At 43.9% G+C, this 23,307-nt stretch carries 18 protein-coding genes; 7 read left to right on the top strand and 11 right to left on the bottom strand.

Going from position 1 to position 23,307, the window contains the following annotated elements:
* Nucleotide 1: 1 nt before the first annotated feature.
* The 4 genes from ACW9SV_RS18415 to ACW9SV_RS18400 form a co-directional block, all read right to left on the bottom strand.
* A complete protein-coding gene (locus ACW9SV_RS18415; RefSeq protein ID WP_479558234.1) occupies nucleotides 2–2,539 on the bottom strand; it encodes a glycoside hydrolase family 2 TIM barrel-domain containing protein in 2,538 nt (845 codons plus the stop codon).
* Nucleotides 2,540–2,575: 36 nt separating this feature from the next.
* Nucleotides 2,576–5,485 carry a glycosyl hydrolase gene (locus ACW9SV_RS18410; protein WP_479558233.1) on the bottom strand — a complete coding sequence of 970 codons (2,910 nt, stop codon included), beginning with the start codon at nucleotides 5,483–5,485 and terminating at the stop codon, nucleotides 2,576–2,578.
* A gap of 46 nt (nucleotides 5,486–5,531) precedes the next feature.
* A complete protein-coding gene (gene bglX / locus ACW9SV_RS18405) occupies nucleotides 5,532–7,652 on the bottom strand; it encodes a beta-glucosidase BglX (protein WP_479558232.1) in 2,121 nt (706 codons plus the stop codon).
* A 300-nt stretch (nucleotides 7,653–7,952) separates the two neighbouring features.
* On the bottom strand, nucleotides 7,953–8,327 hold the full coding sequence (locus tag ACW9SV_RS18400; protein ID WP_479558231.1) for a hypothetical protein: 375 nt from the start codon (nucleotides 8,325–8,327) through the stop codon (nucleotides 7,953–7,955).
* A gap of 393 nt (nucleotides 8,328–8,720) precedes the next feature.
* Here ACW9SV_RS18400 and ACW9SV_RS18395 point away from each other — a divergent pair, with 393 nt between their 5' ends.
* Nucleotides 8,721–9,602 carry a helix-turn-helix domain-containing protein gene (locus ACW9SV_RS18395; RefSeq protein WP_479558230.1) on the top strand — a complete coding sequence of 294 codons (882 nt, stop codon included), beginning with the start codon at nucleotides 8,721–8,723 and terminating at the stop codon, nucleotides 9,600–9,602.
* Nucleotides 9,603–9,842: 240 nt separating this feature from the next.
* Here the strand turns inward: ACW9SV_RS18395 and ACW9SV_RS18390 are convergent, their stop codons facing one another.
* The 4 genes from ACW9SV_RS18390 to ACW9SV_RS18375 form a co-directional block, all read right to left on the bottom strand.
* On the bottom strand, nucleotides 9,843–10,157 hold the full coding sequence (locus ACW9SV_RS18390; RefSeq protein WP_479558229.1) for a hypothetical protein: 315 nt from the start codon (nucleotides 10,155–10,157) through the stop codon (nucleotides 9,843–9,845).
* Between the two features lie 88 nt (nucleotides 10,158–10,245).
* A complete protein-coding gene (locus ACW9SV_RS18385) occupies nucleotides 10,246–12,444 on the bottom strand; it encodes a TonB-dependent receptor (RefSeq protein ID WP_479558228.1) in 2,199 nt (732 codons plus the stop codon).
* Nucleotides 12,445–13,718: 1,274 nt separating this feature from the next.
* Nucleotides 13,719–14,369 carry a GntR family transcriptional regulator gene (locus ACW9SV_RS18380; RefSeq protein ID WP_479558227.1) on the bottom strand — a complete coding sequence of 217 codons (651 nt, stop codon included), beginning with the start codon at nucleotides 14,367–14,369 and terminating at the stop codon, nucleotides 13,719–13,721.
* Between the two features lie 229 nt (nucleotides 14,370–14,598).
* Nucleotides 14,599–14,994 carry a hypothetical protein gene (locus ACW9SV_RS18375; RefSeq protein ID WP_479558226.1) on the bottom strand — a complete coding sequence of 132 codons (396 nt, stop codon included), beginning with the start codon at nucleotides 14,992–14,994 and terminating at the stop codon, nucleotides 14,599–14,601.
* A gap of 388 nt (nucleotides 14,995–15,382) precedes the next feature.
* On the opposite strand from ACW9SV_RS18375, the gene ACW9SV_RS18370 reads away from it, so the two are divergent.
* Nucleotides 15,383–15,523, top strand: a complete 141-nt coding sequence (locus ACW9SV_RS18370) for a hypothetical protein (protein ID WP_479558225.1) — start codon at nucleotides 15,383–15,385, stop codon at nucleotides 15,521–15,523.
* 212 nt (nucleotides 15,524–15,735) lie between these two features.
* Here the strand turns inward: ACW9SV_RS18370 and ACW9SV_RS18365 are convergent, their stop codons facing one another.
* Both ACW9SV_RS18365 and ACW9SV_RS18360 read right to left on the bottom strand, forming a co-directional pair.
* Complete coding sequence (locus ACW9SV_RS18365; RefSeq protein WP_479558224.1) at nucleotides 15,736–16,137, bottom strand: thiol-disulfide oxidoreductase DCC family protein; 402 nt, start codon at nucleotides 16,135–16,137, stop codon at nucleotides 15,736–15,738.
* Between the two features lie 625 nt (nucleotides 16,138–16,762).
* Nucleotides 16,763–17,431, bottom strand: coding sequence for a recombinase family protein (locus ACW9SV_RS18360; protein ID WP_479558223.1), 669 nt, complete (start codon nucleotides 17,429–17,431; stop codon nucleotides 16,763–16,765).
* A 341-nt stretch (nucleotides 17,432–17,772) separates the two neighbouring features.
* Here ACW9SV_RS18360 and ACW9SV_RS18355 point away from each other — a divergent pair, with 341 nt between their 5' ends.
* The 3 genes from ACW9SV_RS18355 to ACW9SV_RS18345 all read left to right on the top strand — a co-directional run bounded on the left by ACW9SV_RS18355 (nucleotide 17,773) and on the right by ACW9SV_RS18345 (nucleotide 20,357).
* Nucleotides 17,773–18,174: a hypothetical protein gene (locus ACW9SV_RS18355; RefSeq protein WP_479558222.1), complete on the top strand. Its 402-nt coding sequence runs from the start codon at nucleotides 17,773–17,775 to the stop codon at nucleotides 18,172–18,174.
* Between the two features lie 4 nt (nucleotides 18,175–18,178).
* A complete protein-coding gene (locus tag ACW9SV_RS18350; protein ID WP_479558221.1) occupies nucleotides 18,179–19,807 on the top strand; it encodes a tetratricopeptide repeat protein in 1,629 nt (542 codons plus the stop codon).
* A 154-nt stretch (nucleotides 19,808–19,961) separates the two neighbouring features.
* Complete coding sequence (locus tag ACW9SV_RS18345) at nucleotides 19,962–20,357, top strand: hypothetical protein (RefSeq protein WP_479558220.1); 396 nt, start codon at nucleotides 19,962–19,964, stop codon at nucleotides 20,355–20,357.
* Nucleotides 20,358–20,446: 89 nt separating this feature from the next.
* On the opposite strand, the gene ACW9SV_RS18340 is transcribed toward ACW9SV_RS18345, so the two are convergent.
* The gene (locus tag ACW9SV_RS18340) at nucleotides 20,447–21,421 is read right to left on the bottom strand and encodes a hypothetical protein (protein ID WP_479558219.1); all 975 of its coding nucleotides are present in this window, start codon (nucleotides 21,419–21,421) and stop codon (nucleotides 20,447–20,449) included.
* A gap of 62 nt (nucleotides 21,422–21,483) precedes the next feature.
* Here ACW9SV_RS18340 and ACW9SV_RS18335 point away from each other — a divergent pair, with 62 nt between their 5' ends.
* Together ACW9SV_RS18335 and ACW9SV_RS18330 are read left to right on the top strand one after the other, a co-directional pair.
* Nucleotides 21,484–21,720, top strand: a complete 237-nt coding sequence (locus ACW9SV_RS18335; RefSeq protein WP_479558218.1) for a helix-turn-helix domain-containing protein — start codon at nucleotides 21,484–21,486, stop codon at nucleotides 21,718–21,720.
* 1,185 nt (nucleotides 21,721–22,905) lie between these two features.
* Nucleotides 22,906–23,304 carry a helix-turn-helix domain-containing protein gene (locus ACW9SV_RS18330; RefSeq protein ID WP_479558217.1) on the top strand — a complete coding sequence of 133 codons (399 nt, stop codon included), beginning with the start codon at nucleotides 22,906–22,908 and terminating at the stop codon, nucleotides 23,302–23,304.
* Nucleotides 23,305–23,307: the final 3 nt, after the last annotated feature.

Below are 23,307 nucleotides of genomic sequence, written 5' to 3'. Positions count from 1 at the left end.
ATTATTTCCGAGAAGCTAAATCGTTTGGAGAGATGGTCAACTCTGCTGATTTCAAACCGGGAGCAGTAGCTTTTACTTTGATTTTGCCCTCTTTTTCCGTTGGTTGAACAATGAGCATGCCTCTTCCCTGATAAACCTTTTTATGGTTTTGTTGAAAGCTACTCATGTCATTAGGACTGCCGTTGCCTACTGCAGCGATTTTTGCTTTGCCCCCTACTTCAAAGGCTATCTCCGAGGTATTATCCTGCAGGATCACATTCCCTTTCTCGTCAACCACTTCCACATTTACATAAACTAGATCATCTGACGTAGTTGTAGCACTTTGGGCATCCGTTTTCAGGCGAAGTTCTTTTGCCTTGCCAGTGGTAGTCAGAACTGTGGAACTAACTTTCTTTCCATTGTCATAGCCCTCTGCCACAAGCGTTCCGGGCTGATAGTTGACCTGGAAGGTGGCTGTGATGGAGCCATCTTCAACCTTTTGCTCTCCTACCTGCTTCCCATTTAGCAGTAGCTTAACCAATTTGCTTCTTGTGTACACATGCACCTGCATTGGCTGAGATTCTAATCCTGTCCAGGTCCAGGACTTCAGTTCATTGGGAAAACCCCAGGTAGCAACGGCCTCTTTCATTCCTTCAGGAGACGGGCCTTTCACGAACATTTCTATCGGGCTGGTACCCCAAACCACATCTTGGTAGTAAGAAGCCACCTTCTTGTTTCCTATCAGGTCAAAATCGCCGCAATACGAGTTGTAAATCGGCCATTCGTCTTTAAAGAAAGTACCCATTCCAATCAATCCCTTCAAATCAGGTCTTGAAGCATCTTTCAATCTAGAGTAGCCAATTCCAGCTTCACCCATATAATCAAAGGCGGTCCATTTGAAACTGCCCAAAACATAGGGAGCTTCTATTGATTTATTCCAGTTTTCAAGGGCGTACAGAGGTAATGATTCGGTAGCCACATAGGTCTTTTTAGGATATTTTGCATGCTGCCGGTCAAAGAATTTAGTAGTAAGGCTATCCCGTTGGAAATGGGGTTGATTGTCTTCTAAGAAGTAATTATATCCTTCTACATCTAAGAGCGCGGCGTGAGGCTGGTAAGATTCTAAGGGCTGCTGGGTATAAGGTGGCGTATACACAAAAGCCTCTGTCACAGGACGGGTTTTATCTAAACTATGAACTTCGTCAATCAACTTCTTGGCCAACTCCTTCCCTAGTAAGTCAGGTGCTTCGTAAATTTCATTCCCAATACTCCACATGATAATGGAGGGATGATTGCGGTCACGCAGCAAGATGGATTGCAAATCTTTTTTCCACCACTGATTGAAATGCATGGCGTAATCATCCGGGTTTTTAGGACGTACCCACATATCAAATGCCTCATCTATCATCAGCATACCCAAACGGTCGCAAGCATCTAACATTGCTTTGGAAGGAGGATTATGGCTGCTCCGCACGGCATTGAAGCCATTCCGCTTCATAATCTCGATTTTGCGTTCCTCTGCCCTATTGTAAGCGGCCGCACCAAGCGGACCGTTATCATGATGGAGGCAGCCGCCTTTCAGAATAATCCGCTTGCCGTTCAGAAGAAAACCTTTTGCTCCATCAAACTCAAGCGTTCGTACACCAAACGTATTTTCTACCTGATCAACCGTTTTACCGTTTACCTGTATGGTGGTAATAGCTGTATACAAATAAGGGTTTTCAAGAGACCATAAAACAGGTTTAGGAAGCGCAATGGTTTGTTCATCTTCCTGAACAGCTTCTCCTTTCAGGGTCATTTCCTTTGCAGCACTTGCCACCTCTTTCCCTTGTCCGTTCACAATGGACGTGCTTACCCTGATGTTGGACTTTGATGCCGCAGTGTTGTTAAGGGTGGTTTTGAACTGAACTTTTGCCTGGCCTTGCGTCACTTCCGGAGTGGTGATATGCACCCCCCAGGTGGCCACGTGTATAGGATCAGCAATAGATAACAGCACGTGGCGGTAAATTCCGGAACCACTATACCAGCGGGAGTTCTTTCCTTCATTTCTAACCCGAACGGCAATGACATTTTTCTGACCGGTGGGTTTTAGATAGGGAGTTAGATTAAAATGAAAAGGCGTATATCCGTTGGGGTGATTTCCTATATGTTGACCGTTTATCCAAACATCCGCATCCATATACACGCCATCAAACAAAATGGAAACTTGTTTTTGCCCATCTTGCTTTTCAATGGTAAATGTCTTTCTATACCAGCCCGTACCACCAACTGTCCAGCCAGTAGATGCTCTGCCAATACTTTTTTTGGAAAAAGGACCCGCAACTTGATCAGGTGTCTGATTAGGCAAGTCCTCAATGCTCCAATCATGGGGCAGGTCTACTGACCGCCATTTAGTATCATCAAAGCTATATTGCTCAGCGTTTATAAGGCTGTCTTTCACAAACTTCCAGTCACTATTAAACGCAATGGTTTTGCGGACTGAGTTGGTTTGCGAGTGAGCTGTAAACCCCACGGTCATTAGAAAAACCCAAACAATAAAATTCTTTACATATTCCTGCATGATAAGCGCTTTACTTATTAATCACTTGTATTTAATCTATTTAGCGGCTGGTTCAGCAACAACGCCAATCACCACCGGGCCTTGCAATCCTGCTGACATTGGCTGATACTCCTTTGCCTTAAACTGTCTGAACCTGCTGTCTCCCTTCAATGCCTTGCCAATGAAGTCATTCAACTGACCTGGCGTTACCCGTACTTCTAACTTGTTAATCCCTGGCTGAAGAAAATCAGTGACATCAAGCATGTAGGGCGAGAAGATTCTGCCACCAACTTTCTTATTGTTTAAGTACACTTCCGCTGTAAAATTCACTTTACCTAGACTGAGCCAATAACGGTCTGAGCCTTTCTGCTTTTTCCAATCAAAAGAAGTCGTGTACACCCCTTCAGCAGAAGAGTATTTTAATTGTTCATTGTCTTTCCAGTCAAAAAGAGGTGAATTATTAATGGTAACAGAGTCAGCTTTAATGTCCCATTTATCAATAGACACAATCTGCTGGATTTTACCTGGCAGGAACCGCTCATCAACCAACTGTTTCTTAGGCACACTATTGGCTACGGTTGAGGCATACAGAATTATTGAACCGTATGGAGCTAACCGATAGGAAACAGTGGAGCCGTTATTTTTTGCCATGCTCCCATCTTCTGCATTAAACCAGTAGCTGTCTTTGTACTTTTTGTCAAGCGTCAGGGAAATAGTCTGCCACTCGTTACTCTTGTTCCAGATAAACTGAACACGACTACCATCACTCATTTCCCGTTGCGCCTGCCGCGTAAACTTATATTGGCCGTTAAATGCTACAGGCTGTTCCAGACTTTTTATCCAGTCGCTTACCTGCTCTTCATTCTGCAGGTATCTGCTGTTTTTTTCTTTGATTGCCTGCGCTATCAACGTTTGCGTTTTACTGTCATTCTCTTTCCAGTTCAGGAAGGATGGCTGCATGTAAGGCAATGTACCAGAGGCCACCAATTTCATTCCCTTTGAGGCTAACTGGCTGATGTGCGTAGCTGTATTTAACTGTATGATGGAATCGTTTGCCAGCACCAATGCTTGGTAAATATTACCACGAATATTGATTTTATTATCTTTTGTAAGCTGCGCTTCCTGAATAGAGGCATCATTTACCCAATCCCAGGTAATGCCGTTGGCCTCTAATTGGTTGATGATTGGGTAAACTTTACTTATCCAAGCCCCTGTTTCCTCCGTGGCCTTTCTAGTTGCGGCAGACACTCTTGAATTAGGAAGCGGGGGTTCCACACCTTCTATATACCCATGGGTCATGATTTCCTCCGGATTCACAGGCATTCCTTCAGATATCATCAGTGGAAAATAAATAAGCACATCTGCACGGGGCTTTCCGGCGCGCAAGGCATACTGAGTTCTTCCTATGTATTCATTCAGCTGCTTTTGACTTTTCCAGAAGATATTACCTTCACCGAAATCCGAAGAAAAGTTAATACCAGGTGCACTAAAGGGGTTCCATCCAATGGGCATCGTCTCATGGGTAATGTATCGATAGGAAATACCATGGTAGATAATCTGGTTTACACCGGCTGCAAACAATTTATCAACGGCCATTCTTGCCTTTTGGGGCGTGGTCATGTAAGCACGTTTGGCAAACACCACAGATTCAGCTGACAATAAGGGCCTATTATATAAATGTGCTCCTGAAGCCATCACTTTCATCAAAGCCTCAGTACCCATCATGGATTCTGTTTCCGGAATGGAGGCATGACCGGCAATAGCAATCATATCCAGACGCATACCATAGCCTTGGTTTCTAAACAGCAGGCCTCTTTCCTCCAGCCAATGCTTACTGGCTTCTACAAAATGGCGCTGAAACAATTCACTTACTGTAAGGTCATAATCATACCGGAGCCGCCAATCCTGATCACTGAAAGAGAAGTCAGGATCAGCGCTTGGGTTTTTCCAATAAGCATAATTGTAGGCAGTTTGCATGTTGGCAGGAAGCCAGGGAGCTGCATCATACCCTCTACGCTCCTTGAAATAAGGCAGCAAATCATGCGCGAAATGCCGGTCAACTCCAAATTCATAGCTATCTGTAAAGACAGCTCTCAACGGGTTACCGTAGAATGCCGGAAGCCCGGTTCTATCTCCTAGGATATAGTTATAGTTCTTGAATACTTTAAGGGAGTCAAAATGATTAAGTACCGGACCTTGCTTGGCGGCAGCCACCATGCTACCATCTTTTGATTTGGGTTTGCTCCAGAAAGCAATAATCTTCCATTTCCCTGCGGGAGCAAGCCAGTCAAGGCTGTTTTGCTTTACCTTATCTGTTAGTACAATGGTAGAGGTGCTTTCTAGAAAGGCTGTTTTAGTATCATCATCTGCTTTTTTTGGGAGTGCTTTTACCGCCAGAACCGCCTCCAGCCTTTCCGGCACGCCTGTTTCGTTTTCAATGGACGGAAGCGGCATTACTACTCTGCGCCCTCCTTCAATATCTTTTTCAGCAAACTGCAGGTTGAGAAAACCGTCTTCTACGTCCAGGAATGGCCCACCAGCCGGCCAGCCGCTTCCGTTTGTTAAATCAATTGTCAAATTCCGCTTCCGGGCCGCATTTAGCACAGTTTTCAAATGCTCGTAATAAGAAGGGGTATCCCAACTTAACACGCTGTCCATGGCTTGACTTGATAATTTAGGTAATCCTAGATTCAGGGTTTGGATTTCCATTCCACCAAAGGCATGGTCAGCAAACAAATTGATTTCCCTTGTTAATTCCTCATTGGTGACGGCGTTACCCGGCCACCACCAGCGCGCAAAAGGCAAGTACTGCTGTGCAGGGTTGCGGAAGGCCTCCGACTTAAAATCATACGGTTGCAACCACTTGCTTACCACAGGGGCCACTTGGGACTTCTTGCTATTGCCTGATTGTGCCAATAAGGTGGTAGGCAACAGCAACAGCATCAGAAATTTGATATGATTTGACATTCTAATCACGTTAGACTATTAAGGCCAGGAGTGGTATATGGTAGAATTATTTAAGCTCCAGCGCTTCTGTGAACTTAATGTCCATGGCAGAAGCACCCACCATGATATCAAACATACCGGGTTCGGCCACCCACTGCAACTGGTTGTTGCAGAAGGATAAAGCTTCTTTATTGATGGTAAAGGATACCATTTTGCTTTCGCCCGGCTTCAGTTTGATTTTCTGGAATCCTTTCAGTTCTTTCACTGGCCGAACTAAAGACGCTGCCTTATCCCGTATATATAACTGCACCACTTCTTCTCCAACCTTCTTACCGGTGTTGGTAAGTTTAAACTCTACTTTTACCGTCTGGTCCTGAGTCATGGTGTTGGCACTCAGTTTCAGGTTGTCATAACCAAAAGTGGTATAGCTAAGCCCGTACCCAAATGAATACTGAGGACTCTTCACCATATCAATGTAACCTGTGGTGTACATTGCAGGCTTATTTGAATTTTCAGGCGATGGTCTCCCGGTATTATTGTAGTTGTAGTGTAATGGTATCTGCCCTTCAGATCTGGGGAAGGTCATAGGGAGCTTTGCTGAGGGGTTGTAATCACCAAACAACACATCGGCCATGGCATTACCCGCTTCACTGCCCAACCACCACGTGTAAAGAATGGAGGGCACGTTTTCAGCAATCCAGTTGAAGACCAAGGGGCGTCCTGCTCCTATCATTACCACCATGGGTTTGCCGGTAGCATACAATGCTTTTACCAGCTCTTCCTGCACTCCGGGTAACGTAATATTAGCACGGCTCTTGGCCTCGCCACTCATGTCCCGTTTCTCCCCTACATACACCACTACCACATCTGCGGCTTTGGCAACCCGGACTGCCTCGGCAAAACCAGCTCGGCTTGTATCTGCTATCTCACATCCTTTGGCATACAGCAGCTTTGATTTATCGGTCATTCGCTTTTCCAGCGCTTCATGGAGGGTGACTACATCACTGTTGTCTGGCCATTCTACATTCCAAAATCCCAACATGTCTACTTCAGATTTGGCAAGAGGTCCTATAAGCGCTATTTTCTGGGAAGGTTTCAAGGGTAACACTTCCTTTTCATTTTTTAGTAGCACAATACTTTTCTGTGCTACTTCTCTGGCTGCCTGACGGTGTTTAGGATTGTTTAAGGCAGCCTTTTCACGATTGGCATCGCAAAACCGATAAGGATCATCAAATAACCCTAATTCAAATTTCTTCAGTAAGATTCTGCGAACCGCATCATCTATCAATGCCTGGGGCACCTTGCCTTCTTTGACCAAATCAGGCAGATTATTCAGGTAAAGCTTACTCACCATATCCATGTCACTGCCGGCTGTGATAGCTTTGTAAGCCGCATCACTGTTGCTATCTGCATAGCCATGGTTGATCATTTCTTTAATAGAAGCCCAATCGCTTACCACAAAACCCTTGTAGTTCCATTTACCTTTGAGAATATCACGTTGCAGGTATTTATTACCGGTGGCTGGAACTCCATTTAAGTCATTGAAACTATTCATGAATGTGGCCACTCCTGCATCTGCAGCAGCTTTAAACGGAGGCAGATACGTTTCCCAAAGGGTGCGGTCACTCATGTCAACTGAGTTATAGTCACGCCCTCCAATAGCTGCTCCATACGCCGCAAAATGCTTTGCACATGCCATTACTGCATCAATGTTCCCAAGACCTTTACCCTGAAAACCATTTACTCTTGCACGGGCAATCAGGCTACCCAGGTAAGAATCTTCTCCGGCTCCTTCCATTACTCTGCCCCAGCGTGGATCACGACTTACGTCTACCATGGGGGCAAATGTCCAATGAAGGCCCGCAGCAGCAGCTTCTACTGCAGCAATACGGGCAGCAAGCTCAATAGCGCCTAAATCCCAGCTGGCCGCATCAGCCAAAGGAATAGGGAAAGTAGTTTTATAACCATGGATTACATCCAACCCAAACAACAAAGGAATTTTCAACCTGCTTTCCATGGCTGCTTCCTGCAAGGCTCTTGTGTGCTCTACACTTTTGGCATTCAATACAGAGCCTACCGTTCCCTCCCTTATACTTTTAAAAAGATTGGTTTCTCTATTAGTAACCGGGCCGGTGGCAAAAGAACCTGCTACCTGATTAAGCTGCCCTATTTTTTCCTCAAGGGTCATCTGCTTCATTAAGGCATCAATCTTATGATCAAATGCAGGGACTTGGGCCTGAGCTGAATAGTATGCACTGAATGCTAGCAGCAGACATATAACATAAATAGATTTGGCTGCTGACTTAATATTGAATGGTAGAGGTATTATCATCGCCTGTATTGCATACATGGTAAAGGAGAAACTGTATTGTTCTCAGAACAGATCCAAACTATATTGTTCCCAACAATACAGTAATTGAAAGAAGGAAATTGCTTTAAAGTAAAGGGTGGCAAATGCCACCCTTTTTTGTTCTTAAGCCGCTTTCTGCTATTTGCCGGTAATCCGCTTGGCCTTCGCGTCGAACATGTCCATCATGGAGCCTTCAGCCGTGTTGTCTCCTGTTTTCTTGAGGTAGAGATACACGTCATAGCCGCTATCGGTGGTAAAGTACGCGGTGATCTCGTTGTTTTTCTCCTCCACGCGGGTGAACTTCATAGGGGCCGCCTCTCCCGACTTTAATGAGCCCTGCAGCTTTCCGTCCTTCCGCTCTAATACCACCACACTCGTGCCGTCGCCGTTAGGCGTACCCGTCACCTCCACACTCCACTTACCCGCAAAAAACTCATTTGTCTGGGCACTTAACTTGGTTAGACCTGTCAGTACCATAACCAATGCAACAAGAACAACTAATCTACTTTTCATATGTCAATAATTAAGGTTTAAAAAATTAGGTTAAAATTTGAAGTTTGTGGTGAATCAATGAATGTTAAAAAATCTTACTTCTTATTGTACTTCTAAGGTCCAATCTAAAACCCCAATATCCCCTCAGGTAAGATGTCTCATTGGTTTAAAAAGGAAACTCAAATAAATTGTTTCGCATAAGCATCTTGCCTCATTTATTAAGATGTTCTTAAGTAACTGTTCTACTTGCGTCCCCTTTTTATTTATTTTTTAATCAGGTTAGATTTTATTTACATTTTTATATCACGAAGATATCACTACCCCCTAGGGTAAAAAAGGCCAAAAAGTAACCACTTTTGTTCCATTTGTCTCTTTTTTGAATATTTATCAATAACTACTCGTATTTTCGGTCAAATGGGAAAGAATTCTACTTTACAAGCTTCGCAATTTTCGAATCAGTTAATGTATGATTCAATTGACAATGATTTTTTCCTTCTGGAGAATCCAGTCATTGATCGGAAATTTTTTGACCCTTTCAAATTGGAGCACAGTGTAGGAGTAATATGCGCTGAGGGCTCTATGAAGATTAAAATCAATGTAAGAGAGTATGAGGTGAAGGCTCCATGCCTTCTCTCTATTATTTCAGGACAATTTGTACAGTATCAAGAAGTAAGCCCAGATCTGAAAGCTTATTATGTTGTTATGTCAGATCAGTTCACAGATAAGCTTTTCTCTGATATAAGAGAACGGTACCCTTTGAAGCATGCTGTGTTAGACAGCCCCCTTACTGTACTCAGCGAGGCAGACCTACAATCACAGCTAGATTATTTCCAGGTAATGAGAGACACTTTGAGGATGGAGAATAATCCATTCCGCAAAGAAATTATTCAACATCTGACACTCGCTTATTTCTATAGAACAACAGCCCACCAACACACAGAGCCTAAAGATTCTAAAAAGCCAAAATTTGATATTCTGTTTGATAGCTTTTTAAACCTGGTGCAACAAAACTTTAGGAAAAGCAGAGAAGTGGAATTCTATGCCAATGAATTATGCATAACACCTAAATACTTCTCAAAAGTGTTGAAGGAAAAAACTGGTAAAACAGCCAGTGATTGGATTAGCGAGTATGTCATCATGGAAGCTAGTTCGTTAATTAAGTCAACCAACCTTTCCATTCAGCAAATCAGTGACCAATTAAACTTTCCCTCTCAATCCTTTTTTGGGAAGTATTTTAAACAGCACACCGGCGTTTCTCCAAAGGAGTTTAGATCAAAAGGCAAAAGCGGGAATTAATGTTTGGCTTCTGTTTTAAGCCTGTTTTAGCTTTAATAAGCTTAAAACAGGATCAATGTGCTTTCCCCACACCATTCTACAATCTGAGCAGTAAGGTTGCTTAAGCAATGGCAAATCAGATTGCAATGTTGTTGCAAAACATAGGCAAAGCTTATCCTCATATGCCATATGGATGCAAGGGAATAGAGAACAAAAAAGGGTGGCAAATGCCACCCTTTTTTGATTACAACCTGTTTTTTGCTAATTGCCGGTGATCCGCTTGGCCTTCGCGTCGAACATGTCCATCATGGAGCCTTCGGCGGTGTTGTCCCCAGTCTTCTTGAGGTAGAGATACACATCATAGCCGCTATCGGTGGTGAAGTACGCAGTAATCTCGTTGTTCTTCTCCTCCACGCGGGTGAACTTCATCGGGGCCGCCTCGCCTGACTTCAACGAGCCCTGCAGCTTTCCGTCCTTCCGCTCCAAAACCACCACACTCGTGCCGTCGCCGTTGGGCGTACCCGTCACCTCCACACTCCACTTGCCCACGAAGAATTCGTTTGTCTGAGCACTCACTCTCTGCAGGCCTGTCAGTACCAAAACCAGCGCAACGAGAACAACTAATCTATTTTTCATATGTCAATAATTAAGGTTAAAAACTAAGTTAAAATTTGAAGTTTGTGGTGAATTCAACTGTTCTTGGACGAATACCCCCTGCAACAACTTTCCTGCCAATATAAGAAGTGGCATCTACAATTTGATCGGCTCCCTGAAGGACTCCTTTCACACCCTCCTGATTCAAGAAGTTGGCCACCTGCAGCTTGAAGCTTACATTACGACTCATTCTGTAGTCAACACCCCCAAAGTTCTCCCACCAGCCATTGTAGTGGAAAGCATTTGTAGGATTTGCGTATTGCTTACCGAAATAACGAAGGCTTAACCATACACGAAATGCACCTTGTTTAAATGTATAACTAGGATCTATCTCAAGAAGAGTTTGTGATAAGCCTGGGATTACCTTATTACTGTAGTCATAAGTTACATTAAATGCACTGTACTTGTAATTGTGGTATTCTGGTTTTTGCAGGGTAAACAAGAAGTGCAGATTGAAGTTCTTAACTGGACTTGTTACTATATCAGTGGTCCAACCCACAGTGGTAAGATCATAGAAAATTGGGCTGAAAGTCATTCTTTCAGAAGTGTTTGCCGGATTGGTAATAGAGTGAGTGGTGAAGTTCCCATTTTTACTGATCCTGGTCACTTTGGAAACCAAACTAAATTTAGTGCCCAAATTTAAATATACACCACCTCCAAAATTCAGCACGTCTGTTTCATAGGTACCCGGTAGTGTTTGTTGTGGCTTGGCTCCAGGTGTAGCAGGGTCTGCTATAGGGTTTCCATTCTCATCTTTGTATGGGAAACTCCAAAAACCTGTGTTCCATGAGTTGTATGTCACATCGCCTAACACGCCAAAGTTCTTGGTCAGCTTCACTACCGTTTCAGCAAAGAACACCTTATTCCACATGTTTTTGAATTCATAATTTATGAATGGTCTTTCACCTGCGAAATCATTGATGTAAGGGTTTCTATTTTCTTTGATATTCTGACGCTCTATTCTGGCACCTACATTTAAGTCTATTCTATTAGACAACTTCATATTATCTGAAGCATATAGAGCGTATTTATTCGTCTTAGAATCAAGGGTATTACCGTATCCACCTGCAGCCGCTGGCATCAAGCCATATTCATTAGCAACCTTAATGTTTCCTACACCTGGAATAGCCACGTAATAGTCTAACAATTGAGGATTAGCTTCAACGGTTTGCATATACAAACCTGCATTTGTCTGGGATTGAACCGCATAAGACTGGTGCTGGAAACCAAATCTAAGACCATGATTGTTTACCTTTTTGGTCACTTCTGCTCTATTGACAAAATACTCATTGTCTGACTGTGGCATCATCTGAGCAGTTACCCATTGTATGGCTCCATTCCAATTCTGGTTTGTTCCATGAAGTTTGTATACCTCTCTGGCTTGCTGTTGCTGATCAGGGTCCTTCACCAAAAGACTGATGGGGAACATAATGGAAAATGGCGATTTCATTTTCTGGTACATAGAGGTATAGTCCAGTTTCCAGTTATTCGCAAACTTGTGCTGCCCTACCAGGTATACATTATGTGAAATGTTTTGTGACCATTTATCATCCGTAAGATTTGCAATACCAGGCTGACCTGTGATGGCATCATAATAAGGAACCATACCATCCCTTAAGGTATAGCTATCCTGGCCAAGCTTGAATCCGTCTACGGGACTGGTCTCACCATTGCCTTCATATACAAGTGGGTTGTATCTGTTTAACTGTACATCAGATTCAGCCACTTTATACAATAATCTGACAAATCCATTATTGTATTTTTTCGAGATCCCCAATTTACCTATCTGAGTTCTATCAGACCAAGGGGTGTACTTCCAGTCTGTGCCAGTACCTCTATCAAAACACTCATAAATGCTAGCCGTGTATCCCCAACCTTTTTTGCCAATTGGGCCTGTAACAGTTGCATCATAAATGGTAGAACCAAAACTATTCAGATAAATAGAAGCAAAACCTTTAAAGGTAGAGCTGGCATTTCTATCTGAACTCATTACAGCATACCCAACACGCCCTTGGGTTAAAGCTCCCTCTGAAAAACTTAGCAAGCCCATTTCTGACAAGCTGTTGTCATATCGCCAGACGGTAGTGGGTATGGTTGGCCAAAAGGTGTAAACCACCGGAACATCGTTTTCCAGAATGATCACATCTCCTGTAAAAGGTAACCCGATGTTAACATTTCTAGGTCCCGTATTGCTTTCTGCATTCAGCATAACGTTCCGGTTCTTAGTCTGGTCACTACTGATTTTTGTTGAATCAGTAGACGGTGAAGTAACTCTGGTAGAATCCGGCTGACTCTGTCCAAAGATGTTAGATGCTGCCCCTGTGACTAATAAAAAAGTTAGGGGTAGCATAATAAATGTAGATTTTTTCCGCATACGAAAAACTTTATTGGTTTTGAATGTTTGTTAATAGGGATAAGAAAAAAAGAGCCTGATTAATCAATTGATAAAAAAACTCCCCTCTTAATGTCTTTTTAGTAAATCGAAGTTAGAGGTAATAAACAGGGTTGGAAAGGCCGAAAAGGGGACAGTTTTGTTCTAAATTTCGCTTTTAAACATAAAAGAACATGAAATTTGAATATTTATCAAAAAAATAAAGGCCAAGCAGCTTATTTAGGCTTAAATTTTAATTTTGCACCTAACCTATGTAAGATTCAATTTTTAATATTTTATCTCTATGTTACTATAGAGCCTTATAATTAAGCCGACAGCTTGATGACAAGAAATTTCTTTCATCCTGCCATTTAGTTCTTTAATCAAGCCTATTTAAATCTTCAGTTAGGTTTACTATTTAAGAGAGCTTACTTTTATAGCGAATTTAATTTTGAATCAACCGGGAAATGCTAGCCAACACCGAAAGGAAAGAAATGCTCTATCACTACTGCACCAATTACTTATAGGATGGTATGTCTTTAACAGCGTAGATGATTAAAGGATCAACTTGTTTTACTATTCACAAAACAAGCTGATCCTTTAAAGAAAAATGGTTTGGTATTGCAAGTAATAACTAACTAATGCCTAACTACCTTTGTTTAGCACGAAAAAATGGCTATAAGGAAACAAAGGTAAATCTGCCATCAATAAAGTATAAAACATTATTAACATCAGGAAAATGGGTAATGACCGCATGATTTTCCCATGATATTGCTATTCTATTTAAATAAATCTAACAATAAATTGATCATTCCTGCAAGCTATTGCGACTTTCTAGAAAGCAGATACCATGTAAATTGTAACAGAAATGGATCTTTTTTCAAACTTCACAAAGAGGCCCTTTTTATCATTGAGAAAGGAACCTCTACTTCTCTTAAAGAATTGTCTTGAATCAATTGGGCAGCAATAACACCCCTTGTCTTGAAATCTATAGAAATAGTTGCTATTTCATTAAGAATATATTTTTTTGATAGGAGTTTCATTATAGGAGATTACTCCTACTTGTAGTCCTACAATCATTTTTTAACAGTTATCAATTCTAATAAAGTAGCTCAATCATCTTCCAAGAGGTTGATATACAAATCTCCCTCTTCAATCACACCTACATCTAACCTGTTGAATACTTTCCCATTAAACCCGTGAACCCGGCAAAACCTGTTAAATCCATTGACAATCTCTTTTGGATAATAACTTTTCTCTGGGAAAATAATCTTAAAAACTTGATACTTTCTGATTTTATGTAACGCCTGTTCCAAAGCTTGAAAAACATCATTTTCAAAATTCTCGTAGGCAGCAGCATATTCCCCTGTTATCCCTGGAAGTATTTTATCAATTAGTATTAACTTATCCTTTGGCAGAAGATTGATGATCTCCTGAGCTTGGACACCTCCCTCCACGAAATGAGGAATGATCATATAATAAGAGTAGTCGTCCTTACGTTCACTTATAATTTTATTGAATAAGATATGATCGTTGTTATAGGTACATAAGTTAACCCTATAATATTGACCTAATTTTTTAATAAAAGCATCGTAAATAACCTTCTTGTGGGTGCTTAGTTCATTAAATAAAAGTAAAACTTTCACTTCTCTGGGTACTTCCTTTTTTTCAATGTAATACCCTTTACCTGGAACTGAATTAAGTATACCTAACCTTTTCAGGTTTCTATAAGCCTTTTCAGCAGTATCCTTAGAAATATCCAAATGATAAGTAAGTTCGTTAAGGGAAAGCAGAAGATCACCTTTCTTGATTATATCTTTTTCTATGGCTGTTAAATAGCGTTTATTAACTGCAAATACTTTAGGTTAGCAGAATAATTATCAAGAGATATTGAAGCCAGGGTCTTTTTGGCTAACATACAATTATCTAAAAAATATTTAGAAAGGTTAACCAGCTAACGTTCTCACCTTACAATTTACTTCTCCTTCAGAATCATAAACTCCATCTGATTTTTTCCTCGTTCAGAGCTATAGCCCTTTCCTCAACAGAGTTAATTAACCTTCTACTAATGTTGAAACAGTCATTGAGCAATTCTTCCTCCATTGGATTAAGATGCTCCCCTTGTTTTTTCTTTTCAACTTGTAAGTACTGACACAAGTCAAGAATCAACTTTCCCACTATATGGTCAGGTTCCAGCTTCCAAAACTGCCGCAGTCTATTTGCCTTAGAACCTGTTTCTTTCCGGTAATTCTCAATTGTGATGTCTTTACCTACGCTTTTAAAAACAAAGGAATAGAAAGAGGCATCTGAAAAATTAAGAAGGAAGCCTTGCTTCATTTTAAAAAGGATTTCCAGCTTCTGTTTTTCTAAAGAGGTTAGGTTTGACATAAAGTAAATTTTGGAGTATTTATCCCAATCACCAGGTAAGAGTAATGCAATCCTTACAACGTTGACATTACAGCTTATTGGAACTTTTCTTAATTGGACACATCTATTTTCTACAGAGACTTTAATAGGCATTTCAAAGATGCATCTGAAATAATGTGTTGTAAAGGTCTATAACAAGGCAAAAATGTTCTAAAAGTCGCTTTATTCCCTTTCATTATTTGGGTGATTTCAATTGCTGATAATTTATTATCTACGGTGAGAAACAAGCTTTTTTTGCAGAAATTTTACACTCAATTTCTCCCAATACAAATGATAGCCAGAGTAATACCCTTCGCTGTGTACCACAAACTAGTTTTCTTAAAAAGAACGAATCAGCCACCTGAGTGAGATGGGCGAGCAACGGTATCTTGGCTTCATAGAGACGTATCCTTCCCTTTCCCTGCGCCTGCCGCTCTGGATGATTGCCTCTTACCTGGGCCTGACCCCCGAATCGTTGAGCCGCATCCGCAAAGAGTTGGTCGTCAAATAATGCCTAGATGCTTAATTGGGGGAATGGTATTCAGGCAGTTCAGCCACAATGATTTTTAATCCTTGGCCTATAACAAAGGAATAGACATAAGAATGCATGAATTTTTATAAGACATACACATCCTACGAAAGCTCTGATTTTAACTGGAGGTATAGGTAATGTACTTTGGTTTACCAGTATAATGAGCTGCAAACAGAAAGAGTGATACAGGCTTAGTGGAACCGTACTTTTAGCTCGGGGGTGGGCAACATACAACTTTCCTGCTGCCCAAACCAATGGTAGCGATTCCGTGAAACCCAATCATAAAGAGGATTGCGCAGAAAGGTGGGTATTACAATGAAAGCATATAGAAGAGACCATCCCCCACCCAGGCGACGCAAGATACGGAGGGCAGCCGTTGATCGGCTGTACAACCTCCCGTTCTCCAGCAGCAGAACAGTTCTGAGCTCCCCTTTTGGCAAACCGTGGGCTTCTAACACGTGCTGCCCTACCTCGGATTGCAGTGAGGCAAAATGGAAATAAGCCGCGGGGTCATGATTGATGACAAATTGAACAAACCCATTGCATAGATTACAGACTCCATCAAACAGAATGGTAGGGGTTGCAGGTATCATAAGTACTTCTAGTTAAATTCAGTACACCAATTATGAGCAATTAAGCTGTTTCCACTGGTTCTGCCTAATATAGAAGACTCATTTTGCAAATACTTGCTCTCAGCCTAAGACAAGGCTAAATCTTACCCATGGGAGCTGTCCATTATGGCACGGTGAGTTACCGGTTAAAATTTTAGATGCTCCTTATTTCATCTCCGGATAATAAATGACCTGCTGAAATCCGGCTTGCTAGGCTTAACTCAATGGCTTTTCATTGGCGGTATACAGGCCTCTAATTCTTTGTTACGCCTGCCAGCCTCAATGACAATAGTTACCTATGTCACCAGAGGCTGACCCATAGAGGCTGTAACAAGCAAAAGCCAATAACGCCAGCTATGTTAATTGAAGGGTCAAATAGTCCGAATATCTAAATCAAGGAGGTAGGTATCAGTGGCTTGTATTTGATGGGCGGGGGTTTGTTCTTTCGATGGAAACGCCTTTGGTCTGACCGGGTAGGGCTGTTTTGGCAGTCCTGCATTCTTTTGACACAAATGTGTGAGCCACTGATACAGTAGGATTCTTTGGGAAACGGAAACCCTGCTTCCCTCAGGTTTCACCGGACTTTGCCAGTGGCAGTGAGGACCCGTCAGGCAGAAATCCCTTGCTGCACCCTTGCACTTGTTGCACTTTCTGCACTAATCGCCTGCTTGGCCTTCACCACCGTGTTTGGCGAGACGCCGCACAGCGTGGCGATCTCCCGGATGGAACATCTCCCTTCCCTCAGGTACTCCACCACTCGCTTGTTTTCCTCCAGGAATCTCTCCGTGCTCTTCACCGATCCCTTGGGCCGGGCGATGTGCTTGCCCCGCCGCTTGGCCTCCTGCTGGCCCGAGACGATCCGCTCCACGGTGGTCTCCCGCTCCATCTCTGCCAGGTCCGCCAATATGCCCAGCACCATCATGGTGACGTGGTCCTTCCTCCTGCGCTTGTCCAGGGAGCGCAGGTTCCGGTTCACCACATGCGTGCAGACCCCATGTTCCGCCAGCTCCAGGATGAGGCTCCTCACGTCCATGGCGTCCCTCCCGAGCCTTGACAGCTCCAGGCAGATCACCTCCGTGATTTGGCCCCTTCTGGCCATCTCCAGCACCTTCTCCATGCCGGGGCGCTGGTAGCGGTGCCTGGCGCCGGAAACTGTCTCACAGGCCGTGTAGACCACTTCAAAGCCATTCTTCAAGGCGTAGTCATTAAGTTCTGTCAGCTGGCGTTCTGTGTTCTGCTTGGCGGTGGAGACGCGGAGGTAGAGGGCTGCTTTCATGAGGCTTTGGGGTTATGGTCGGAGAACCTCAATATACGGGGGCGTGTCAATAAAAGCTAAAGCTTACAGTGATACAAACAAGAGGTAGAATTGCATGGCTGTATTGTGCCTATTGAGGCTTCTTTGTTGCAATACTTTTTTTGACACAGAAACTAATTAGATATATCATGGATTATACCTCTTAATTACTATATTCATTGCTCTCAGGGATTGGGTTATGTCTTGGAAGCTCTCTTTTGGCTTGGAGCAGAACCGGGATCATTTGCAGCCGGGTTTAGCAGACTCAGCTGTATGCTTTGTCTGAGAAAGTAAATCAAAATACCTATAACAAATTCTATCTAATGGAACCCATCACTACTGGAGCAGCCCTCATGATCGTCAACTATCTGGCAGGAAAAGCCTTCGACAAAGCCTTTGACACAGCCACCGAGGAGTTTGCCAAGGAAGGCGTCTCCTGGTTGAAATCCATTTTCTTTAAAAGTGACGGTAGCCCAAAGCAGGAATTAGAAGACCTTCAAGACAACCCGGATGATGAACTCAACAAAGAGTCTGCGGTACTGGCGATCAGGAAGGGGCTTAGGGCGGAACCCCACGCCGAGGAGTGGGTGCAGCATATTGCCGAGGTGATCAAGAGAAAAGAGGCCTATCCATCTCAGGCCATAGTGGTCAACAAATCCAAGAACATCAGCACCGCACCGATAAAGGCAGGTGGCAATGTCACCTTGGGTGACAATAACGGTTGAGGGGATGGAAACCAATAATAGTAAGAACGTCGCCAATGCCCCCATTTATGCCGGTGTGTCTGCCATCATCGGGGACGGCAACACGGTCATCAACCTGAAGGAAGCAGCCATATATAAGGAGCTTGAGGCAGAATTGACCCAATTGGATAAACAATGCCAGATAACAAGGGCTAGAATAGAAAGCTACCCTGCCGATAGGAGTTTTAGGGAGGAATTGAATGGGCTAGAGGAGAGGCGTACCGGAGTTGAAGAAGAACTAGCCGCACTCAAGAGAGAGGTAATTAAGCTAGCCGAAAGCTTCAGTATGGCACACTCCACAGAACGTCTGATGTTGGCCATGTCATACGTTGAGGCCGGAGACTTCCGAAAGGCAAGCGAGGTCTTGGAGGAGAGGGAAATGGCCAGTGAACTGGATTCTTTGTTGGAAGAACAGGAAAGGCTGAGGCAAAGGAAGGAAGGCAATGCAAAGATGCTGCAGGACAAGGCTAGCGAGTTCCTCATCAAAGCCCAGCTCACGAACTTGGACTTCAAGCTTCCTGATCGATTCCAAAAGGCAAAGGAACTGTACAGAAAATCCCTGTCCGCGGAAAGGAACAGCAAGAACCTTTTCGACTTCGCCCTCTTCCTGCAGGAGCACAATGAACCTGAAGAGGCGAGATCCTTATACCAAGAGGCTCTAGGACAGTTAAGGGAACTAGCGAAATCCGACCCTGGTACTTACCGCCCCAAAATCGGTGATGCCCTCAACAACCTAGGGAACCTGCTGGTGAAAAACAACCAACCCGGTGGCGCCGAGTTAGCCTATAGGGAGGCGCTAGAGGTTCGGGAGGATCTCGCAAGGGAAAACCAAGAACTTTTGCCAGAACTGGCGGCGTCGCTCAGTAACTACGGGAATTTCCTGGAGGAGAGCGGTAAGCTGTCAGAGGCGGAACGTGCCTATGGCAAATCGCTAGAAATAAGGAGGGGGCTAGCCGCTAATGACTCGGACACCTACCTGCCAAGGGTGGCCGAGACCCTCAATGGGCTAGGCTTACTGTTTGTTTCGAAAGGGGAGCCAGGAAAAGCAGAAGAGGCTTACAGGGAGGCCATAAGCCTATACGTTAGATTCGTGGATGCAAAGCCTAATCTACTGTCAAATATGGCGGGGACGCTGGTCAACCTGGGCAACTTATTGATAGAACATGGAAAGATTGAGCCGGCAAGGCTAGTTTTTGATTCGGCAATAGAAGCATGCCAGGAACTGGTAAGCCGCAACTGGCAGGCACACCTGCCACTCTTGGTTACCGCTCTTTTGGGCCAGGTGCGCCTATTCATCGGGGATTCTAACCTAGTTGAAGCCGAAAAAGCAGGTTTGTCTGCCATTGATTACTGCAGAGAGCTGGCCAAGCAGGCTCCGCAGGCCTTCCTGCCCCAACTTGCGGTGATTGCCAAAAATATGAGTTGGTTTTACCTTAACTATTTGGAAGATAGGGAAAAGTCATTGGCTTACGCCCAAGAGGCCGCGCAATCTGCTCTTCCCTTTGAAAATAAGGTGGCAAACTGCAGGAAAATAATTGGGGATGTGGCAACGATCGTTGGTTTCTGGGGGGTAGATGTCGGTGCCTTCTTGGATAATTGTCGCGTTGGCGAGTAATTGGACAGATAAGGTTTGACCTGACACTATCTTCCTGAAGTCTCCGTTAAATTTCGTATCTTCAGGTATTAGCCTATGGCCAAAATCAGGTTGGTGATATATGTTTTCGTACCAGCCCCTCTCTGATCCCATCCTTTTACACCCCCTATAACGCATGAACATTCCCTCCTCGGACATCTCCGGCATCCTAGCCGTGCAGCACCGCGTGCTGAAAGACCTCAAGAAGAAGACGGGTTTAAGGCAGCGGGACTGGGAGGTGTTGTGCGCCTGCCATCGGCTCTCCTTGGCCAAGTTCCCCTTTACTGCCTCCAAACTAGACACCTATCTCTCAGAGGCTTACTTTCTACCTTCCGTGTATGACTCCATCAACGTCTTGCTGGAGAAAGGCTACATCAAGGTTGTTGTGCAAGGGAAGCCATTCAGGCCGGAGTCTTACCAGATTACTTATCTTGGAAGCGCATTGGTGAGGAAATGCTCGGATGAGATCCGGCTCCTCTGGGAGAAACAGGACCGGGAATTAACCGGTAAGGAGCCCACCCGAATTTGGTAATAGGATTAGGTTAGCCAAGGAAGGAAAATCAAAAGCAATGAAGGTAAGATTCTGCTGGTCACCTAACGTGATTTCGGCTTCCGGCCCATTTAGAACATGTGATTGCCGTAGATGCGTTTATCCTTCCTCAGGATCGACTTGATTACCTCAAGTTGCCCAGTACTCAAACCCTTTATATCCTGAAATCTATGCAGTGCTACTCCCTTGGAGCCATAGTTCAAAACCGCCCTCAATGACCAGTAGAGCTTAGAGCCTATCCAACAGCTGAACTTCCTTGCCCAGTCTTTCTCCGGGTAGACTTGTCTGATTTCCGCCTCAGAGGGAATTTTCGTGTTTGGGGCAATGAGGAGGAACACCCCGTTCCCCAGGTCTACGGTTTCTTCGATCAGGTTGACAGGCAAGCACGGGTGGAGCCATACCTGCGTAAGCCTTTGGGCAAAGATGCTGGTAACCCCGTCGCATACGAGGACGAATCCCCTCATGTAATGGTTCAATAGGTACACTCCCTCGGTATTCCAGATCTGGTTGTCAGTGGGGTTCCTGATCCACAGCAGGATGTCCTGCAGCCTTGTGTGGAGTTCCTTGAGCCAGACCTTCTCCTTGGGCACCCTTTTACCGGGTGAGGCGCCGCCGCTGGCCAAGGCAGGAAGGGGAATCCCTTTCGTGATCGCAAGGGTGTGGTCTCCCGCAATGTTCGCCTGCCGGGTGATCTCCTCCAATACCGGATGCAGGCAGACGCTTGACCTCAGTTCCTTTGAGCCGGAAGGGGAGAAGGAGGAAATCCCGGTTCTGTACTTCATCTGGTAGTACCTGCTGATCGGGAACCTCCAGGTGCCATCCAGAAGATGCCTCTCCAGTTTGCTCAAGAAGGCCTTGTTGTCACTGGTGACCATATAGGAATTGGTGAGATCCAGTGGGAAATCCCTCCTGAGGCTTTTGATCCTGGCCCAGCCTGTGCAAAAGCCGATCTTGATGATGGGCTCACCGTCGAAGACCAGGACGTACAGGTACCGGCCCAAGGGCTCAGGGCATTTTTCCTTTTGTGGCAACTCATCGACCTTCATAAAGCAAAGGTAGGGGATTTTACCTTTGGTGTCGCTTACGATACCATGCAAAAATGGCCATCATGCCACCTTTGGGGGTGCGCCACCTTGAGAAGATACAGAAATTCGGGCTCCACCTCAAGAAACTGAGGGAGGCGAAAGGGCTTTCCCAGCAGGCTCTGGCCGACATCGCCAACATTGGCAAGACCACCGTGCTGCGCATCGAGAACGGGAGGCAGTCCCCGACGCTGGAGATGCTCTTCTCTATCCGCGAGGCATTGGAGGTTCCCTTTATTGAGTTGATGGACTATGAGCAATAGGCTGCTTCTATTGAGGAAACTTTGGTTTTTAAAAGAGTATAGCCCTCCTTTAAGATAAAGATGGGCTTCCATCGATTTATAAATTCTATTAGCGGGAAGGCTGTATCGCAAACCGCCAATACATCACACACACATCTGGCCTAGACTGCTTTATTCAGAAGGCTCTGGCCCTGCCAAGGTTCTTCATTTAATAGTCTTGTCCCAAGAAGTGCTAAACCGCCACTATTTCAAAATAGGCTTTGTAGGAGCACCTTGCGGTCAAAAAGATGGCGGGCGAAATGCCACTCAATACCCCCAAAATTTTTGAGGGGAGCCTTAACCCTAATCACTATGTCATCAGCAGTGATTTGCCAACTAATGTTTAGATAGGGTCGTCCTCAGTGTTAAGCATTTACATTTATCGGACTGTAATCGGATAACCTATATTATCTTTTCACCTTCCAAGTGCCCGATACCCCTTTAGGCTACTGCTCTATAAAAAGAATCAAACCCGCCAAGATTAGCCTAATCGGTTCTACTAAGAACCGTGTCATGCCCAAACCGAACTTACCACTTGATATTACAGGGTTTAAAATACATTGTACACAAAAAATCCCCAAACAGGTACTGGCCTAACTAAGTAGAGACACCCACCTTAGATAGCCAAGACCCAAGAAGCCCACTTCCCAAACGGACCAGCTGTATCAGACCAATCATACCGCTCAACTTATTGTAATTTTTAAAGATTCTTAAAGGACAAAAGCAGCTTAACTTAGATATATAATACCTCGATCAAGAACTACATACAGGAACCAATAAAATTACCCAATTATTTATTTATTAAACCAGCTAATATTAATTAATAATCTAAATCGAATGACTTCAACATTTTTCACCAAAGACAATCAGTCACAAAAATTTAAATCTACTGACAGTTTTAAAATATATTAATTACTACATATCAACTCTAAATAATAAGAAAATCAACCCTATACACCAATCAAAATAGACAAGTAACTTGAGGCTATAAAAATAAAACCTCTCAAACAAATTAAAAACCCATCTAAAAATAAGCAACTCTAACAAATTTAAATCTTCTTATTTACAGTTTTGAATAGTTAAATTTTTCAAAAACCACCTATACATTTGCAGCATTACTTATCCTTTAAACAAACATAAAGATGAAAACTATCTATTTAAACAAACGTGAATAAAAGGGGAATAAGAACCACAAAACAGGGTTGCACAAAGGTGTTTAGAGCCTTAATGCAAATCCCAAAATCGGAAGCAAAGCCATCCTTTGATCCTGATTCATTTGAGAATGAAATCAGGAGATCAATTGGCTTTTTGATGGATTTGTTCAAGCCTTGCCTCGAGGAGGCGATCAGGGAAGCTATGTCCGGAAACCTCCCGCCCCAACAGAACCCGAGCGGTCCGGAGGAGCCCCTGCTCTCAGTGAAGGAGGCGGCGGCGCTGCTGAGGGTTTCGGAGGTGACGGTCCATTCCTGGAAACGGGACGGGGCCATCCCGTTCCACCGGAAAGGCCGCAGGGTCTACTTCAAAAGAAGCGAACTGCTCGCCTCGCTCAAACCATCCAATCCGTAGAGG

It is taken from the genome of Rufibacter sp. JT20002 (assembly GCF_056491185.1).
Note: the sequence above shows the minus strand (reverse complement) of the source record. Positions and strands in the feature narration are given on the sequence as shown.

Bases quoted from the DNA above. Each gene is read 5' to 3' on its own strand.
- ACW9SV_RS18415 (WP_479558234.1), bottom strand. From the start codon at position 2,539: ATGCAGGAATATGTAAAGAATTTTATTGTTTGGGTTTTTCTAATGACC.
- ACW9SV_RS18410 (WP_479558233.1), bottom strand. From the start codon at position 5,485: ATGTCAAATCATATCAAATTTCTGATGCTGTTGCTGTTGCCTACCACC.
- bglX (WP_479558232.1), bottom strand. From the start codon at position 7,652: ATGACCCTTGAGGAAAAAATAGGGCAGCTTAATCAGGTAGCAGGTTCT.
- ACW9SV_RS18400 (WP_479558231.1), bottom strand. From the start codon at position 8,327: ATGAAAAGTAGATTAGTTGTTCTTGTTGCATTGGTTATGGTACTGACA.
- ACW9SV_RS18395 (WP_479558230.1), top strand. From the start codon at position 8,721: ATGGGAAAGAATTCTACTTTACAAGCTTCGCAATTTTCGAATCAGTTA.
- ACW9SV_RS18385 (WP_479558228.1), bottom strand. From the start codon at position 12,444: ATGCTGAATGCAGAAAGCAATACGGGACCTAGAAATGTTAACATCGGG.
- ACW9SV_RS18375 (WP_479558226.1), bottom strand. From the start codon at position 14,994: ATGTCAAACCTAACCTCTTTAGAAAAACAGAAGCTGGAAATCCTTTTT.
- ACW9SV_RS18370 (WP_479558225.1), top strand. From the start codon at position 15,383: ATGGGCGAGCAACGGTATCTTGGCTTCATAGAGACGTATCCTTCCCTT.
- ACW9SV_RS18365 (WP_479558224.1), bottom strand. From the start codon at position 16,137: ATGATACCTGCAACCCCTACCATTCTGTTTGATGGAGTCTGTAATCTA.
- ACW9SV_RS18360 (WP_479558223.1), bottom strand. From the start codon at position 17,431: ATGAAAGCAGCCCTCTACCTCCGCGTCTCCACCGCCAAGCAGAACACA.
- ACW9SV_RS18355 (WP_479558222.1), top strand. From the start codon at position 17,773: ATGGAACCCATCACTACTGGAGCAGCCCTCATGATCGTCAACTATCTG.
- ACW9SV_RS18350 (WP_479558221.1), top strand. From the start codon at position 18,179: ATGGAAACCAATAATAGTAAGAACGTCGCCAATGCCCCCATTTATGCC.
- ACW9SV_RS18345 (WP_479558220.1), top strand. From the start codon at position 19,962: ATGAACATTCCCTCCTCGGACATCTCCGGCATCCTAGCCGTGCAGCAC.
- ACW9SV_RS18340 (WP_479558219.1), bottom strand. From the start codon at position 21,421: ATGAAGGTCGATGAGTTGCCACAAAAGGAAAAATGCCCTGAGCCCTTG.
- ACW9SV_RS18335 (WP_479558218.1), top strand. From the start codon at position 21,484: ATGCCACCTTTGGGGGTGCGCCACCTTGAGAAGATACAGAAATTCGGG.